The sequence below is a fragment of the Nocardia sp. CC201C genome (genome assembly GCF_030010695.1).
Lineage (GTDB): Bacteria > Actinomycetota > Actinomycetes > Mycobacteriales > Mycobacteriaceae > Nocardia > Nocardia otitidiscaviarum.
Genome location: NZ_JASCXP010000177.1, coordinates 1 through 14,158 on the forward strand (window position 1 = coordinate 1; position 14,158 = coordinate 14,158).

General features: G+C 69.2%; 14 protein-coding genes. 8 read left to right on the plus strand and 6 right to left on the minus strand.

Features of this window, described 5'->3' with window-relative positions:
• Window positions 1-314: 314 nt before the first annotated feature.
• From QK444_RS19210 to QK444_RS19225, 4 genes are all read right to left on the minus strand, one after another.
• Window positions 315-602 (minus strand): hypothetical protein, encoded by a 288-nt coding sequence (locus QK444_RS19210; RefSeq protein ID WP_282782214.1) that lies wholly within the window; start codon window positions 600-602, stop codon window positions 315-317.
• A 464-nt stretch (window positions 603-1,066) separates the two neighbouring features.
• On the minus strand, window positions 1,067-3,028 hold the full coding sequence (locus tag QK444_RS19215; protein ID WP_282782215.1) for an MFS transporter: 1,962 nt from the start codon (window positions 3,026-3,028) through the stop codon (window positions 1,067-1,069).
• A gap of 181 nt (window positions 3,029-3,209) precedes the next feature.
• On the minus strand, window positions 3,210-4,709 hold the full coding sequence (locus tag QK444_RS19220) for a hypothetical protein (RefSeq protein WP_282782217.1): 1,500 nt from the start codon (window positions 4,707-4,709) through the stop codon (window positions 3,210-3,212).
• Window positions 4,710-4,865: 156 nt separating this feature from the next.
• Window positions 4,866-5,486, minus strand: a complete 621-nt coding sequence (locus QK444_RS19225) for a LysE/ArgO family amino acid transporter (protein WP_282782219.1) — start codon at window positions 5,484-5,486, stop codon at window positions 4,866-4,868.
• A gap of 73 nt (window positions 5,487-5,559) precedes the next feature.
• On the opposite strand from QK444_RS19225, the gene QK444_RS19230 reads away from it, so the two are divergent.
• From QK444_RS19230 to QK444_RS19250, 5 genes are all read left to right on the plus strand, one after another.
• The gene (locus QK444_RS19230) at window positions 5,560-6,468 is read left to right on the plus strand and encodes a LysR family transcriptional regulator ArgP (RefSeq protein ID WP_029932262.1); all 909 of its coding nucleotides are present in this window, start codon (window positions 5,560-5,562) and stop codon (window positions 6,466-6,468) included.
• Window positions 6,469-6,725: 257 nt separating this feature from the next.
• Window positions 6,726-7,931, plus strand: a complete 1,206-nt coding sequence (locus QK444_RS19235; protein WP_282782222.1) for an AI-2E family transporter — start codon at window positions 6,726-6,728, stop codon at window positions 7,929-7,931.
• A 101-nt stretch (window positions 7,932-8,032) separates the two neighbouring features.
• Window positions 8,033-9,118 carry an S-(hydroxymethyl)mycothiol dehydrogenase gene (locus QK444_RS19240; RefSeq protein ID WP_282782224.1) on the plus strand — a complete coding sequence of 362 codons (1,086 nt, stop codon included), beginning with the start codon at window positions 8,033-8,035 and terminating at the stop codon, window positions 9,116-9,118.
• Window positions 9,118-9,744: an MBL fold metallo-hydrolase gene (locus QK444_RS19245; RefSeq protein ID WP_195145539.1), complete on the plus strand. Its 627-nt coding sequence runs from the start codon at window positions 9,118-9,120 to the stop codon at window positions 9,742-9,744. Before QK444_RS19240 ends, QK444_RS19245 begins: the two co-directional genes overlap by 1 nt.
• 43 nt (window positions 9,745-9,787) lie before the next feature.
• On the plus strand, window positions 9,788-10,057 hold the full coding sequence (locus tag QK444_RS19250) for a helix-turn-helix transcriptional regulator (protein ID WP_282782228.1): 270 nt from the start codon (window positions 9,788-9,790) through the stop codon (window positions 10,055-10,057).
• 40 nt (window positions 10,058-10,097) lie between these two features.
• Here QK444_RS19250 and QK444_RS19255 read toward each other — a convergent pair whose 3' ends face one another.
• Window positions 10,098-11,198, minus strand: coding sequence for a glutamate--cysteine ligase (locus QK444_RS19255; protein WP_282782230.1), 1,101 nt, complete (start codon window positions 11,196-11,198; stop codon window positions 10,098-10,100).
• 202 nt (window positions 11,199-11,400) lie between these two features.
• Between QK444_RS19255 and QK444_RS19260 the strand changes: the two genes are divergently transcribed.
• Window positions 11,401-11,736 carry a TfoX/Sxy family protein gene (locus QK444_RS19260; RefSeq protein WP_282782232.1) on the plus strand — a complete coding sequence of 112 codons (336 nt, stop codon included), beginning with the start codon at window positions 11,401-11,403 and terminating at the stop codon, window positions 11,734-11,736.
• 116 nt (window positions 11,737-11,852) lie between these two features.
• Here the strand turns inward: QK444_RS19260 and QK444_RS19265 are convergent, their stop codons facing one another.
• Window positions 11,853-12,458 (minus strand): TetR/AcrR family transcriptional regulator, encoded by a 606-nt coding sequence (locus tag QK444_RS19265; RefSeq protein ID WP_282782234.1) that lies wholly within the window; start codon window positions 12,456-12,458, stop codon window positions 11,853-11,855.
• Between the two features lie 102 nt (window positions 12,459-12,560).
• Here QK444_RS19265 and QK444_RS19270 point away from each other — a divergent pair, with 102 nt between their 5' ends.
• Both QK444_RS19270 and QK444_RS19275 read left to right on the plus strand, forming a co-directional pair.
• Window positions 12,561-13,430 (plus strand): alpha/beta fold hydrolase, encoded by an 870-nt coding sequence (locus QK444_RS19270; RefSeq protein ID WP_282782236.1) that lies wholly within the window; start codon window positions 12,561-12,563, stop codon window positions 13,428-13,430.
• A gap of 165 nt (window positions 13,431-13,595) precedes the next feature.
• Complete coding sequence (locus tag QK444_RS19275) at window positions 13,596-14,108, plus strand: L,D-transpeptidase (RefSeq protein ID WP_051037962.1); 513 nt, start codon at window positions 13,596-13,598, stop codon at window positions 14,106-14,108.
• Window positions 14,109-14,158 lie beyond the last annotated feature (50 nt).

Genomic DNA, 14,158 nt, shown 5'->3' on the forward strand with positions numbered 1-14,158 from the left:
GTGTGGGGATCGAGACGGTTTCGGCGGGTCGTCAGTGCTCGATCCGAAGGCCAGCACGAACGATGCCCGCCAGAACGGCGCACCCCCACCCCCACCGACCGCAGCCCGACAAGACCACACGGTCACACCGCCGCCAACCTACCGGGGGCTGCCCCGAGATCACCTCACTGCAGCAGCATGCTCTCGAACTACCCGCGCCCGTTGCCGCCGACGCGCTCGGATGTCACCGCAAGACCACTACTCGAGCGGCTGGTCTCGTCGCCGCTGAAAACCAAACAGCCCTACCGACATTCGCCTGCGTCCACCACGGTTGCCTAGCGGGAATGATCCCGATCGCCGCGCACCACGATCACAGCGGGCCCGTTGCCGTCACCAGCGGCCTGGTCGATTCGCAGCACTCTTCTGGCCTGATCTTCTTCTACGACATGCCGATACGACGGCGACAACAGCGACTCCATTTGGCCGAGGACGCTCGCGCCGACTCCGGCATTCTTGGGCCGGTGACGCCAGTAGATCCAGCCTCGTCCTTCCGTCCAGACCGCAACACGATCAACAGTGATTGCTCCGACGATCAGTCCCAGAACCCAGAACATCCAGCCCATGCCGCGACCTCCCGCCCGATTGCTCCCACCGCAAACCAACGTATCGGAATCACACCGCCTGCGCCGCACCGACGAGTTGACGAAACCATAGGCACACCCCCGCACGGTCGAGTTGGCGGACTGCGACCTGGACCCGATGACGGTTCGATCGTTCGAGGAGGCGACAGTGACGTCCCTGCACCGGGATTGCGACCCGTCCGTGTGCGGGTTCGCGCGGCTGTGGCAGCACATTCCCGCCGACGACCGGTGAGGCTTCCCGCTCACTCCGGTGTGTGTCCGCGCGTCGGCGGAGCGGGTAAGAGGGTGGCCCCACGGTCCGGACTCGCAACCCCGCCGTGGGGTTTACCTGCACCACAACCGAATTGGCCGCCCTGGGCGGCCTGGCGAATGCGGCTGGCGGGCGGCGGTGTGAGCTTCGCGGACATCGGGGTGTCGCCGATGGGTGTGGCCACTTCTGGCTGGCGCTACCGCTGCCCCATCGCCTCGAGTTCCCGCCGCACTCGCTCGTCGTGTTCGGCGGCCTCCTCGGCGGCGCGCCGGGGACTCCAGTGGCCGGACATGAGGAATACGAACGGAATGAAGATCACCTGCGCCACCAGGCAGATCCACCACCAGGTCTCCCACTGTTCCGGCGAATCCGCACGGGCCTGCTGCACCTCGGTGCCGTGTTCGGCCAGGTAGTCCCGGTCTTCCTCGGGAATGTCCGCGACGGCCTGCAATGCCGCGCTCGCCGCGGTCAACTGCGGCCCCACCCGGCTGGCGACGGCCAGATCGGTCGGCGGCACCCGCTGTGCCGCAACCAGTCTGGCGGCGGCCTGCTCGGCGGGGATGCCGAACTCGCGGGCGATCTGCTCCACCGCGGACTGCCGCGCCGCGGTATCGTCCGGATCGACGAAAACGGCGGTGAGCGTGGCGGTGTCGACCGCCTGCAGCGTCGCCAGCTCCTGTGGGAACTCGGCATTGAGCGTGAGGGCGGTCTCGATCTCCTCTGCGTCGGCTCGGGTGAGTGCGGTCAGCGCCCGCACCTGGGCGTCCATATCGTCCGGATCACGGCCGAGTTCGGCCATGGTGTCGGCCCCGACGGTCTGGATGGTGGCGATCTCGGCGCTGTGGCGCTGCTGGATCTCCTGCAAACGCGGCCCGTGATTGACCAGGGTGCCCGCCGCGGTCACCACGAACAACAGCCCGAGCAGGACGAAGGTGACCACCGTGCGCAGGATGCCGCCCCACACCGCGAGTCCCACCGCCGTGGCGGCCGGATTCACCTTCTCCACCGTCTCGGTGAATCCGGCCATCCAGGTCGAGTAGGCGATGCCGGTGCCGACCGCGATGACCACCATGACCAGGGCGAAGGTGTAGTAGTCGGTGCCCGCGATATCGGTGAGCTGGATGAACATGAACAGCCCGACAATGCTCACCACGGCCCCGATGAGCATGAACGGTTTGCGCACCTTCATCCGGTCGGAGATGATGCCGGTCCCCACCAGCGCCACGCCGCTGGCGATCCAGTACCAGTTGCCCAGCGCGTTGGCCCGCGCCGGGGTGAAGCCGAAGTTCGTGGCCATGTACACCGGCAGGAACGAGATGATGGTGTAGAAGAACGCCAGGAACAGCGCGATGGCCAGGGCCGAGCCGAGGATGTCCACGCGCATCATCTGCTTCCACTGATTGCGTTCCAGCCCTTGCACATCGAGCCCGCGCGCCCGCGCCTCCACCAGCGCGCGGTCCCGCAGGCTCACCATGATCTGGTCGCGCAGCGCCGGACTGAGCTCCCGCAGCCAGATGAGCGCCGCCACCGCGACGACCAGGCTGATCACCCCGCACAGTCGGTAGTGGTACTGCCAGTCCGGATGCGCGTCCAGGGTGCGGGAGGAGATCTGGGTGGTGAGCAGCGCGCCGAGCACCGGCCCGAGTGTCCAGAATCCCATGGCGGAGGCGCGATCCAACTGCGGGGAGAAGTCGCGCACCAGCGCGGGAGTGGCCACCAGCACCGCACCCTCGACAATGCTGACCAGCGTGTAGACCACCAGGAAGGATTCCCGGGTGGTGGTCGCGGGCACGGCGAACAGGGTGAGCAGGGTGCAGATGATCGCGCCCCAGGCGACGATGTTCGCGCGGCCCCAGCGGTCGATGATCCCGGCCACCACCGAGGCCACCGCGCCGAAAGCGGCTCCGATGATGAAGATTCCGACGAAGTAGCGGAAGGTCAGACCGAAGTAGGCGATGAGTTCGTTGCCCACCGCGCCCGCCACGAACAGCTGGTAGTACAGCACCACCGAGGTGACGACCACGACGGCCAGGTACCAGTACCGGGGCCCGGTGTCGGGATAGTGCGGTAGCTTCCGCCGCCACAGCCCGGTGACGAGGGTCGGGGTCGGTTCCGCGGCGGGCGGTGACGGGGGGACGGCGGTGGGGGTCGTGCTCATGATCCGTATCCCTTTCTGGCCACGGCGATTCGTGGTGTGAAACAGGGTACGACCAGAACGTGATCCACATCACTGTTCCGCGGAATGAAGACCAACCGGTTGCGGCCGGGCGAGCGCGGTGACCAGCGCCGCACTCCGGCGACCGCGACCCGCGGGCGCTGAACGCCCGATCACTACGTGGTCAGCGGTCGCGGCGGAAGTACAGGATGTGGTCGCCGTAATCGGTGAGCGGTCCGGCCTCGGCGGCTTGGCGGATGCCACTGGCGGGCAGCCGCGTGAGCTTGGCGAACATCGGGGTGTTGCCGAAGGCCGCGCGCACCTGTGTCTCGGAGGCGTAGTCCGCGCCGTATTCGGCCAGGGCTGCGAAATTCACAGGAGCCAAAGGGGTGTCGAGCGTTGCCGGACCGGCCGGGCGACCGAGGGCGGCGTATTGCGTGGCCGCGCCGTCGTCGTACCAGCACAGCTCGTAGGCGAGATTCTCGGTGGTGGTCACGCTCACCACCGGCCAGTACTTGGACAGCCGCAGCGCCAGTGGATGCCGTCCGACCGGCGCGACCTCCCATTTCAGGCTCTTGACCGAAATCCAGTGCTCGGAGCTGCGTTCCAGCAGCACCACATCGTCGCCGAGGGTCTGCTCCGGATTCGATCGCGGCTCGGGAATACTCCAGTGCTGCTGACTGACGCCGAGGAAGGCGGTGGAGTCGACGACGTGGGCGCCGTCGGCGGTGTAGGCGGCCAGCACCGCGGCCCGCACCTGCTCGAGAGCGTCGCCGTCGGAGCAGCGCACGCTCAGCGCGCCGAAGGAGTCGGCGATCTCCACCGGTTTCGACGGCAGGTCCGGAAGCGCCCCGGGGGCAAGGGGTTTCAGCCCCACCAGGGCCAGCTTCCAGTTGATCTCCTCGATGGTGGCGAGGTCACCGGAGGTCTGGTAAAGGATCTGCTGCTGGGTGAGGTAGCCCGCGCGATCCAGGGTGAGCGCGTCCAGTTTGGTCAGCGCCGTGACGGTCTTGCTGGTGAAACCGATTTCCTCGATCCGCATCTCGCGCAGCCGGGCGGTCATGGCCGGGGAGGTCACCGCGGTGTAGAGCTCGCGGTACATGGCCAGCGCCGGTTTGCGCTGCCGTCCGACCATATAGGTGCGCAGCACCATATCCAGACTCGCGAGATACCGACCGGCCTGCTCGGAATCCTGGGCGAACAGCGCCGCCCGAATCCGCACCGCGTCCGATCCGGCGGCCACGGCGGCGTCCGGATCGAGCCGGCACAGCCAGACACCGCATTTGGACAGCGAGTCCGCGCACGCCGCCGCCGCGTTCGGATAGGTCTGCGCCACATAGCGATACGCATTGCAGGCGTCACGAATGGTGTGCGTGGCCAACTGCCGATGCCCGATGGTGCGCGCGGCCTGTTCGAACAGCCGCAGCGCGTCCTGCACCTTGCCCGCGAAACGCGCGTCGACCCGCCCGGCGGTGAGCCAGCGCAAACGGATGTGCACCGCCTCCTGCGCCGGTTCCAGCGCACCGGGCGATCGGTCCCGCACCGACTCGTCGTTCTTCGTGGCGAGCAGCGCCGTGGCGAGTTCGTACAGCGAGTCCGCCAGTCGCAGTTCGGCTTCCGCCGATCGGTCCGCGGCCTCCCGCCGATCCGCTGCCACCCGACGCTCGATGGCGCTCAGATCCATCGCGATCCCAACTCCCGCATCACCTCCGCGTCCGGCCGACCCGCGACCGGGCGCGCATCTGTCGCCCGAGTCTGCCACAGGTCGCCTCCGCACCGCGCCGGACCGCGGCAATCACCCGTAAGGACCAGCATCACGCCAGCGACCGGGGCCGGGCGGCTAGCTCAGCAGCAGCCCCACCGCCAGTCCCGCCATCACCAGGGCGATCACCGAATCCAGTACACGCCAGGCGGTTTTGCGGGCGAACAGCGGGGCCAGATACCGCGCTCCGAAGCCGAGAGCGAAGAACCACAGCAGGCTGCCCAGCATCGCCCCCGCGGCAAGGAACCAGCGATCGGGTGTGGCGAAATGACTCGCGTAGGAACCGAGCAGCACCACGGTGTCGAGATAGGCGTGCGGATTGAGCCAGGTGACGGCGAGGCAGGTGGCCACCGCCGCGCCGAGCGCCATGGAATTGCCGGTGGCGTCGCCGACCAGCGAGCCGCCGGTCAGGGCGCGCCGCGCGGCGAGCGCCGCATAGCCGAGCAGGAAGATCGCCCCCGCGTAGCGCAGTACGGTCAGCACCCCGGGCGCGGACTGCACCAGCGCGCCCACCCCGCCGACGCCCGCGGCGATCAGCGCGATATCCGACAGCGCCGCCACCGACACCACCACGAGCACGTGCTCCCGGCGAATGCCCTGTCGGAGGATGAACGCGTTCTGCGCGCCGATCGCCACGATGAGCGACAGCCCGAAACCGAGACCCGAGAGTGCGGCCACCGCCGCCGATGAAGCGTTCACATTCCCCGACGGTAGCCAGCCAGCAATCATCAGACCAGCTAAGTATTCTTGCGTATCATTAAAATCTCTAATCATGGATCTGCAACTGGACCAGCTGCGCGCACTCGACGCGGCCGTCACCGAGGGCACCTTCGAGGCCGCCGCCCGCCGCCTGCACGTCACCCCGTCCGCGGTGAGCCAGCGCATCAAGGCGCTGGAGGACGCGGCCGGGCGCATCCTGCTGCGGCGCACGAAACCGGTGCAGCCCACCGAATCCGGACTCGCCATGCTGCGCCTGGCCCGCCAGATCGAACTGCTCGCCGGTGACACCGCGCGCGAACTCGGCGACGCGGCCCGCGAACCCGGTGACGCCGCGCATCCCGCGCCGCCGCCCATCCGGATTCCCATCGCGGTCAACGCCGATTCCCTGCAGACCTGGGTGATGCCCGCCCTGGGCCGCGTGCGGGCGGGCGTCTACCTCGAGGTCCATCGCGAGGACGAGGAGCACACCACCCGGCTGCTGCGCGACGGCACCGTGATGGCCGCCGTCACCGCCACCGCCACCCCGGTGCAGGGCTGTATCGCGCAACCCCTCGGAGCCATGCGGTACCGGCCGGTGGCCAGCCCGGACTTCGTGGCGACCTGGTTCGCCGACGGCCCCACCGCCAAGGCGTTCGCGGCGGCACCGGTGGTGCAGTTCGACCGCAAGGACGATCTGCAGTACAAGCTCATCCGCCGCCACAGCCGCAAACCCCTCGATCCGCCCTGCCACTACATTCCGTCCTCGACGGGTTTCGGTGCGGCCATCCGCCTGGGCCTGGGCTGGGGCATGATGCCCGATATCCAGGCCGCCGACGATCTGGCGGCCGGCCGCCTGATCGCCTTCGACCCGCGCGGCGTGATCGACGTACCGCTGTACTGGCAGCAGTGGCGGCTCGACTCCCCCACACTGCGGGCCATCGCCGACAGCATTGCCGAGGCCGCCGCCGTCGCCCTGCGGTGACACTGCGCGGACGAGCCGGAACGACCGCGCGCGGCGTCGGTACCGCGCCGGGCGACGAGCATTCGACGGGCGGGCCGAACCGCCGGTGGCGGGCCGGAACCTCGGGCGCGTGATCTGCACCGCTCGCGGGAGAGTTCTCCTCGCGCTGCCGCCGATTCCGACCGGTCGCGTGTCAGACTCGACGGCATGAGCGAGCGATCAAGCACCCCAGCCGAGCCCGCGCTCGTGACACCGCCGAACACCAGCGCGGGGGCGGCATGAGCGAGCGATCCGAGGACACGACCGAGCGCATCGAGCGACCGGAGCACACCGGCGAACCCGCCGCCGACCGCTGCCCCGACACGGAGCCGAGGGCCTCGGCCCCCGATCGCGGGGATGTGATCGGCCGGGGCGTGCTGTGGCTGGCCAAATGGTCGCTGTGTCTGGTCGCCATCGCGGCGGGCGCGTGGGTGCTGGGTTGGATCACCGCCAAGATGTGGGTGGCCGTGCTGCCGATGACGCTGGCGGTGGTGATCGCCACCGTGCTGTGGCCGCCGACGCGCTGGCTGACCCGGCGCGGCTTGCCCCCCGCCGCGGCCGCCTCGCTCACGGTGTTCGGACTGCTCGGCGTGCTGGCGGGCATCATCGCGCTCCTCGTGCCGTCGGTGGCCGACCAGGCCCCCGCGCTGGCCGATCAGGCCACCGAGGGCGTCAACCGGGTACGCGACTGGCTGCGCGGCCCGCCGCTGAATATCCAAGAGGAGCAGATGAATTCGGCCGTGGACGCGATCGTGTCCCGGTTGCAGTCCAGCGCCGAGCGCATCGCCACCGGCGTTTTCACCGGCGTCAGCACGGCCACCTCCGCCATCGTCACCCTGTTCCTGACGCTCGTCCTGGCGTTCTTCTTCGTCAAGGACGGCCCCCGGTTGATGCCGTGGCTGCACGGTCTCACCGGCAGCCGCAGCGGTCGCCACATCGAGGAGGTGCTGACCCGGATCTGGGACACCCTGGGCGGATTCATCCGCACCCAGGCGTTGGTCAGCCTGATCGACGCGGTGCTCATCGGCGCCGGTCTGGTGATCCTCGGCATCCCGCTGGCCCTGGTGCTGACCGTGCTCACCTTCCTGGGCGGCTTCATCCCGATCGTGGGCGCGTTCGTGGCGGGCGCGCTGGCGGTGCTGGTCGCCCTGGTCGCCAAGGGGGTCCCCACCGCGCTCATCGTGCTGGCCATCATCATCGTGGTGCAGCAACTGGAAGGCAATGTGCTGCAACCGGTGCTGCAGAGCCGCACCATGCGGATGCACGCCGTGGTGGTGCTGCTGGCGATCACCGCGGGCGGTTCGCTGTGGGGCATCGTCGGTGCCTTCCTGGCGGTGCCGGTGGCCGCGATCGTGACCGTGCTGCTGCGCTACATCAGCGAGCAGATCGATGCCGCCACCGCCGTCCCACCACCGCGGCCGGAGGAAATTACCGACCAGGCATGACAATTCGTGCCATGCGGCCGGATCGACGATCAGGCCGTCACAGGGACTCATGCGAGTATGCGAAGGTGTGAGTCGTATCAGGTGACAGGAAGGGAAGCTCCGTGGCCCAGACCGTGCGCGGCGTGATCGCACGCTCGCAGAACGCGCCCGTGGAAGTGACCGAGATCGTCGTGCCGGACCCCGGCCCGGGCGAAGCCGTGGTCCGGGTGCAGGCATGCGGGGTGTGCCACACCGATCTGCACTACCGCGAGGGCGGTATCAACGACGAATTCCCTTTCCTGCTCGGTCACGAGGCCGCGGGCGTGGTGGAATCCGTGGGCGCGGGCGTCACCGACGTGGAACCCGGCGATTTCGTCATCCTCAACTGGCGCGCGGTGTGCGGCACCTGCCGCGCCTGTCGCAAGGGCAAGCCGTGGTACTGCTTCTCCACCTTCAATGCCGACCGACCCATGACGCTCACCGACGGCACCCCGCTCACCCCGGCCCTGGGCATCGGCGCGTTCGCGGAGAAGACACTGGTACACAGCGGCCAGTGCACCAAGGTGGACCCGACGGCGTCCCCGGCCGCGGCCGGACTGCTCGGCTGCGGTGTGATGGCCGGGCTCGGCGCGGCGGTGAACACCGGTGCGGTGGGCCGCGGCGACAGCGTGGCCGTCATCGGCTGCGGCGGCGTGGGCAACGCGGCCGTCGCGGGGGCGCGGCTGGCCGGGGCCACCACCGTCATCGCGGTCGACATCGACGAGCGGAAGCTCAAGTGGGCCACCGGTTTCGGCGCGACCCACACGGTGGACGCGGCCACCGAGGACGCGGTGGAACGGATTCGGGAGTTGACCGACGGCTTCGGCGCGGACGTGGTGATCGACGCGGTGGGCCGCCCCGAGACCTGGAAGCAGGCGTTCTACGCCCGCGACCTGGCGGGCACCGTGGTACTGGTCGGCGTACCCACCCCGGATATGACGCTGGAGATGCCGCTCATCGACTTCTTCTCCCGCGGTGGATCGTTGAAGTCGTCCTGGTACGGCGATTGCCTGCCCTCGCGTGATTTCCCGTACCTGATCGAGCTGTACAAGCAGGGACGCTTCGATCTGGACGCCTTCGTCTCGGAGACGATCTCCCTCGACGACGTGGAGGCGGCGTTCACCAGAATGCACCGCGGCGAGGTGCTGCGCTCGGTGGTGATGCTGTAGTGGCCCGTATCGACCACACCGTCACCTCGGGCACCTTCAGCCTGGACGGGCAGACCTTCGATGTCGACAACAATGTCTGGGTCGTCGGCGACGACCACGAATGCGTCGTCATCGACGCGCCGCACGATGTGGCGGCCATCCTGGCACTGGTCGGCGATCGCCGCGTGACGGCCATCCTGGCCACGCACGCCCACGACGACCATATTCGGGTCGCGCCCGAATTGGCCCGGGAGACAGGCGCTCCCATCCTGCTGCATCCGGACGACCTGGTGCTGTGGCGGCTCACCCACACCGACCGGATGCCCGACGGCGAACTCGTCGACGGCGCGGTGATCGAGGTGGCGGGGACCGCGCTGCGGGTGTTGCACACCCCGGGTCACGCTCCGGGCGCGTGCTGCTTCCACGCTCCCGACCTCGGCGTGGTCTTCACCGGCGATACGCTGTTCCGCGGCGGACCCGGGGCCACCGGCCGCTCCTACTCGGACTTCTCCACCCTGGTCACCTCCATCGCGGACCGGCTGCTCATCCTGCCCGACGACACCGTGGTGCACACCGGGCACGGAGAATCCACCACCATCGGGGACGAAGCGCCGCACCTGCGTGACTGGTTGCGCCGCGGACAGTGAAATCGCCTGTGCGCGATCTCATATCAGAGATACCGTGGATGATATGACCGAAGGCATCGAGCTACTCGGATCCGGGCAGTCGGCGCTGCGGCGCATGTCCGACGACCGCCGCCGACTACTCACCGATCTGGTGGCGGCGCGGCGGGCGGCGCGCCTGTCGCAGACCGAGATCGCCGCCCGCATGCACACCTCGCAATCCGCGGTGGCACGCCTGGAGGCCGGGCAAGTAGATGTGCGCATCTCCACCCTGGAGCGCTACGCGGCCGCCATCGGCAGCCGCATCACCTGGGAACTCGACCCCGGGGTGGGGTGACCGCGGCACGGTGGAATCCACTGCCGCGCGCGAATTCTCGTCAGCGGCAGGTGGACAGGGTGGCCTCGGCCAGTACATCCAGCACATCACCGAGGTCGCCGCGCACGCGCAGGGCCGCGCGCTGACGACGCGCCCCGTTGCCCCGATCCACCAGGGCGGCAACGGTTTCGTCGACGAAGGCACGGTCGCCGAGCTCGTCCAACGCGGGCGCGAGGTGATCGACGAAGCGGCGCAACAGTTCCCGCATCGGAAGCGGCTGGCCGTGCACCGGATCGATGCCGTCACCGTCCAGACCCGAGCGGGCCGCCCACCAGTAGGCCGCGCGCAGCACGTCATCGGGGACGGCGGGCGCGCACCGCCCGGCCTCGAGGTGGCGGTGTGCCGTCATGACGGCGGCCCGGATCAGAGTCGCCAGCAGGGCGGTCTCCTCGACGGTGGCCGGAACATCGCTGACGCGGATCTCGACGGTGGGAAAGCGGGCCGAGGGCCGGATATCCCAGTAGACCATCTTGCGGTCCAGGATCACGCCGAGCGACAGCATCCTCGCCACGGCGGCGTCGTAGTCGGCGGCCGAGGCGAAACGCGGTGGCGCACCCGCGCTGGGCCAGCGCCGCCACAACACGCTGCGCCAACTGGCGTATTCGGTGTCGAGGCCGTGATACACGGACGAGTTGGCGGTGAGCGCCAGCAGCAGCGGCAGCCAGGGCCGCAGGTAGTCGCTCACCCGCAGGGCAGCCTCGCGGTCCGGGACCGCCACATGCACATGGCAGCCGCACAGTCCCTGCTCGTGGGCGAGCATGCCGAAATTCGCGGCGATGCGCCGGTACCGCGGCGTGGCGGTGACCGGCTCGTCCGGCGGCACGGTCGGCGGCACCGCCACCGCGAGCAGCAGCGCGTCGTTCTTCTCCGCGCACGCCGACACCCCGCGCCGCAGCTCGCGCAGCTCCCGCAGCAGCTCCGAGGTGGTCGAGTGCACGCGGGTGTTGATCTCCACCTGGCAGCGGGTGAGCTCCAGTTGCAGATCGATGCCGAGATCCGCGGCGGTCCGGGCGACGTCGGCGTTCCTGCCGACGGGTATACCCGTGCGCGGATCCACCAGCAGCAATTCCTCTTCGACACCTACCGTCGGCGGGGTTATCACAATGACCGAGTACCCCCTGATCACGTCCTGTGACACCGACGCCGCAGGACTCGGACCCGATTCAGCATGACGGGTGGCATCCACCGGCCACAAGGTGCGACCGGTCGGCACCGACGCCTTCGATCACCGAGCAAACCCGAGCGCCCGCCCCCGGCGTGCGGCGGTCGCGCGCATCTGTCGGTGCCTCGGTCCACAATGCGGTATGGCGTATGACGAGGTACTCGCGGAACGGATACGGGACGCCCTCGGCCCCGTACTACCGGATGTGACCGAACGGAAGATGTTCGGCGGTCTCGGTTTCATGGTCAGCGGCAATATGGCGGTCGCCGCCAGCGGTCAGGGCGGACTGCTGGCGCGGGTGGACCCGGCCGAGACGACGGAGCTGCTGTGCCGCGACTTCGTCGCGACCATGGTGATGGGCGGACGCGAGATGCGGAACTGGCTCCGCGTCGACGCCGCCGCACTGGAAGACGATGCGGCACTGGAGGAATGGGTGGGGCGCTCGGTGGCCTACGCGCGCACCCTGCCGCCCAAGTAGGGCGCGCGCCCCGACAACGGCCGCCCCGGATGTCCGTCCCCAGTCGTCGGGGCACGCGGAACAGCCCGGCCGATCGTCGGGTTCATAGCCGCGGTGCCGCTCAGGTCGCGGAACCCTCAGTCCGCGGGGCCGAAGAACCGGTCCAACAACCGGTCGAGGAGGACCACCGCTTCGTCGCGATTCGGGTAGCCCCCGGCCAACCCTTGGCTGAGGCCGCCCACGGCCATGACGATCACCGCCGCGTCGACCTCCGGGTCGACGGGTAGATCGGGGTCGAGCCGAAGTGCGCGCTCCAGTTGGGCGGCGACCAGGTCGACCAGGAACTTCGGCGCGCCCACGAGATCGCCCAGGGCGATGTCCCGCCCCGACATCATGGCCTGGTTGAACGCCCCGAGCACCACGGTGTCCGCACGCCGCCGCTCGTCCATGGGCAGCAGCGACAGCAGGATCGCCCGGGTCGCCGCACGCGGTGTGGCCCCCTCCGCCAGCTGTTCCAGCGCCGCCGCGAACCGCTTCCCCCCGTCCTCGACCACCGCCCGGTGGGTGGCGAGCAGGAACTCCCTCTTGGTCCCGAAGTAGTACTGCACCAGGCGCACCGAGATCCCGGCCTCGGCCGCCACCGATTGGAAGGTCGCGGCCTCCAACCCGCGTCCGGCGATCACCCGACGCACGGCGTCGGTGATCTCCCGCCGCCGCTGCTCATGGTCGACCAACCGAGGCATATCCGCTACCACCCCTTCTCGTGCGAGCCGGAAAGACTTCATGGTACGCCCATACCATTTTTATGGTACGTTCATATCATCAAAATCGATGAAGGGGTGGCGATGGCCAAGATCGGACGATTCAAGAACGACCGGGCACGCGCGGCGTATCTGGCGGTGTACGACGAGATGGCGGCGCGGTCACCGATCCCGTTCGGCGAACAGCGGGTCGAAACCTCCTTCGGGACGACCCACATCAGCCGATTCGGTTCCGGGGACGCCACCCCGCTGGTCCTGCTGCACCCCGTCGGCGGCAACGGCGCGGGCTGGGCCCCGGTCATCGAGGGGTTGAGCGCGGACCGGGTCGTCTACGCCCCGGACACCATCGGCACCCCGGGCAAGAGCGTGCAGACCGCGCCCATCACCGCGGCGGCCGATTTCGGCACCTGGCTCGACGAGACGCTGGCCGGGCTCGGCGTGGACCGGGCGCATGTGCTCGGGTACTCCGACGGCGGCTGGCAGGCGGCCGTGGCGAGCTTGCACAATGCCAAGCGGCTGGCCAGCGTCACCCTGGTGGAGACCGGCGGCGTGCTGAAGATCCGCTGGAGCGTGCTGCTGCGGATCATGCGCTTCGCCGTCGCGCCGACGGAGCGGAACATGCGGCGGCTGAACCGGTGGCTGATGCCCGGGGTGGAGGTCTCCGAGCTGGATGTGCGCGCGGCGCGCGCGTCGGTCGGCTATCGGCGGCAGCTGCCCTGGGGGACGGTGCTCACCGACGCCGAACTCGGATCGTTCACCATCCCCTCGCTCTGGGTGTTCGGAAGCGAATCGGTGCTCGTCCGCCCGGCCGAGGCCGCCGCCCGCCGCCTGCGCGAGCGGGTGCCCGCCGCCGAGGTCGAGGTGTTCGACGGCCTGGGCCACGGGCTGTTCTTCGCCAACGCCGACATCGTGGTGCCGCGCATCGTGGACTTCCTGCGGCGACACGACGGCTAGTGCGCCGAATTCGACCGTCACCGCGTGTTTTCCCCGCATATCCCGGGGCGCTCAGGCAAGAATGACCCCTACACCTCCAGGTGGTAATGCTCGACGAGATGGTCCCATCACCCCGCCCGGCGTCACTCGGGGCGATGGGGCACGGGTAGAGAGGTCACGGACTTCATGAGCAGTAACCGCAGTATCGGTCAGGCCACGCGATGCGCCGTCTATCTCGGCATCGCTTCCGCCGGACTCGCCCTGGCGGCGCCCGCGCAGGCGGAGCCGCTGTGGCCCGGTGGGCCCGACGTCCCGGGCGTCCCCGCGATCGTGCCGCCGGCGGAGATCACCGCCCCGTGCACGATTCCCGAGGCGCGCGCCTGCGTTCGGCTCTCCACGAACGAGGCATGGTTGATCGACAATCGCAAGGTGACCTTCGGCCCGACCCCGATCTCCCACGGTATGGCGGGCTACCGGACGCCGCCGGGCGCCACGCGCGTCTTCATCAAGAAGGAGTTCCACTGGAGCACAATGCATCACGCTCCCATGCACTACGCGATCTTCTACAACGGCGACATCGCCTTCCACGTGGGTCCGATCGAGCGGGAGTCGCACGGCTGCATCCGCATGACCTGGGATGGGGCGCGCGCGTTCTACGACTACCTGAATATCGGGGATCTGGTCGAGGTGGTGCCGTAACCGGCGACACCGGGGCGGGGGGGGGGGGGGGGGGGGGGCCGGCCCCCCCC

Coding starts and splice junctions, on each gene's coding strand:
- QK444_RS19210 (WP_282782214.1), bottom strand. CDS start 602: ATGGGCTGGATGTTCTGGGTTCTGGGACTGATCGTCGGAGCAATCACT.
- QK444_RS19215 (WP_282782215.1), bottom strand. CDS start 3,028: ATGAGCACGACCCCCACCGCCGTCCCCCCGTCACCGCCCGCCGCGGAA.
- QK444_RS19220 (WP_282782217.1), bottom strand. CDS start 4,709: ATGGATCTGAGCGCCATCGAGCGTCGGGTGGCAGCGGATCGGCGGGAG.
- QK444_RS19230 (WP_029932262.1), top strand. CDS start 5,560: ATGGATCTGCAACTGGACCAGCTGCGCGCACTCGACGCGGCCGTCACC.
- QK444_RS19235 (WP_282782222.1), top strand. CDS start 6,726: ATGAGCGAGCGATCCGAGGACACGACCGAGCGCATCGAGCGACCGGAG.
- QK444_RS19250 (WP_282782228.1), top strand. CDS start 9,788: ATGACCGAAGGCATCGAGCTACTCGGATCCGGGCAGTCGGCGCTGCGG.
- QK444_RS19260 (WP_282782232.1), top strand. CDS start 11,401: ATGGCGTATGACGAGGTACTCGCGGAACGGATACGGGACGCCCTCGGC.
- QK444_RS19265 (WP_282782234.1), bottom strand. CDS start 12,458: ATGCCTCGGTTGGTCGACCATGAGCAGCGGCGGCGGGAGATCACCGAC.
- QK444_RS19270 (WP_282782236.1), top strand. CDS start 12,561: ATGGCCAAGATCGGACGATTCAAGAACGACCGGGCACGCGCGGCGTAT.
- QK444_RS19275 (WP_051037962.1), top strand. CDS start 13,596: ATGAGCAGTAACCGCAGTATCGGTCAGGCCACGCGATGCGCCGTCTAT.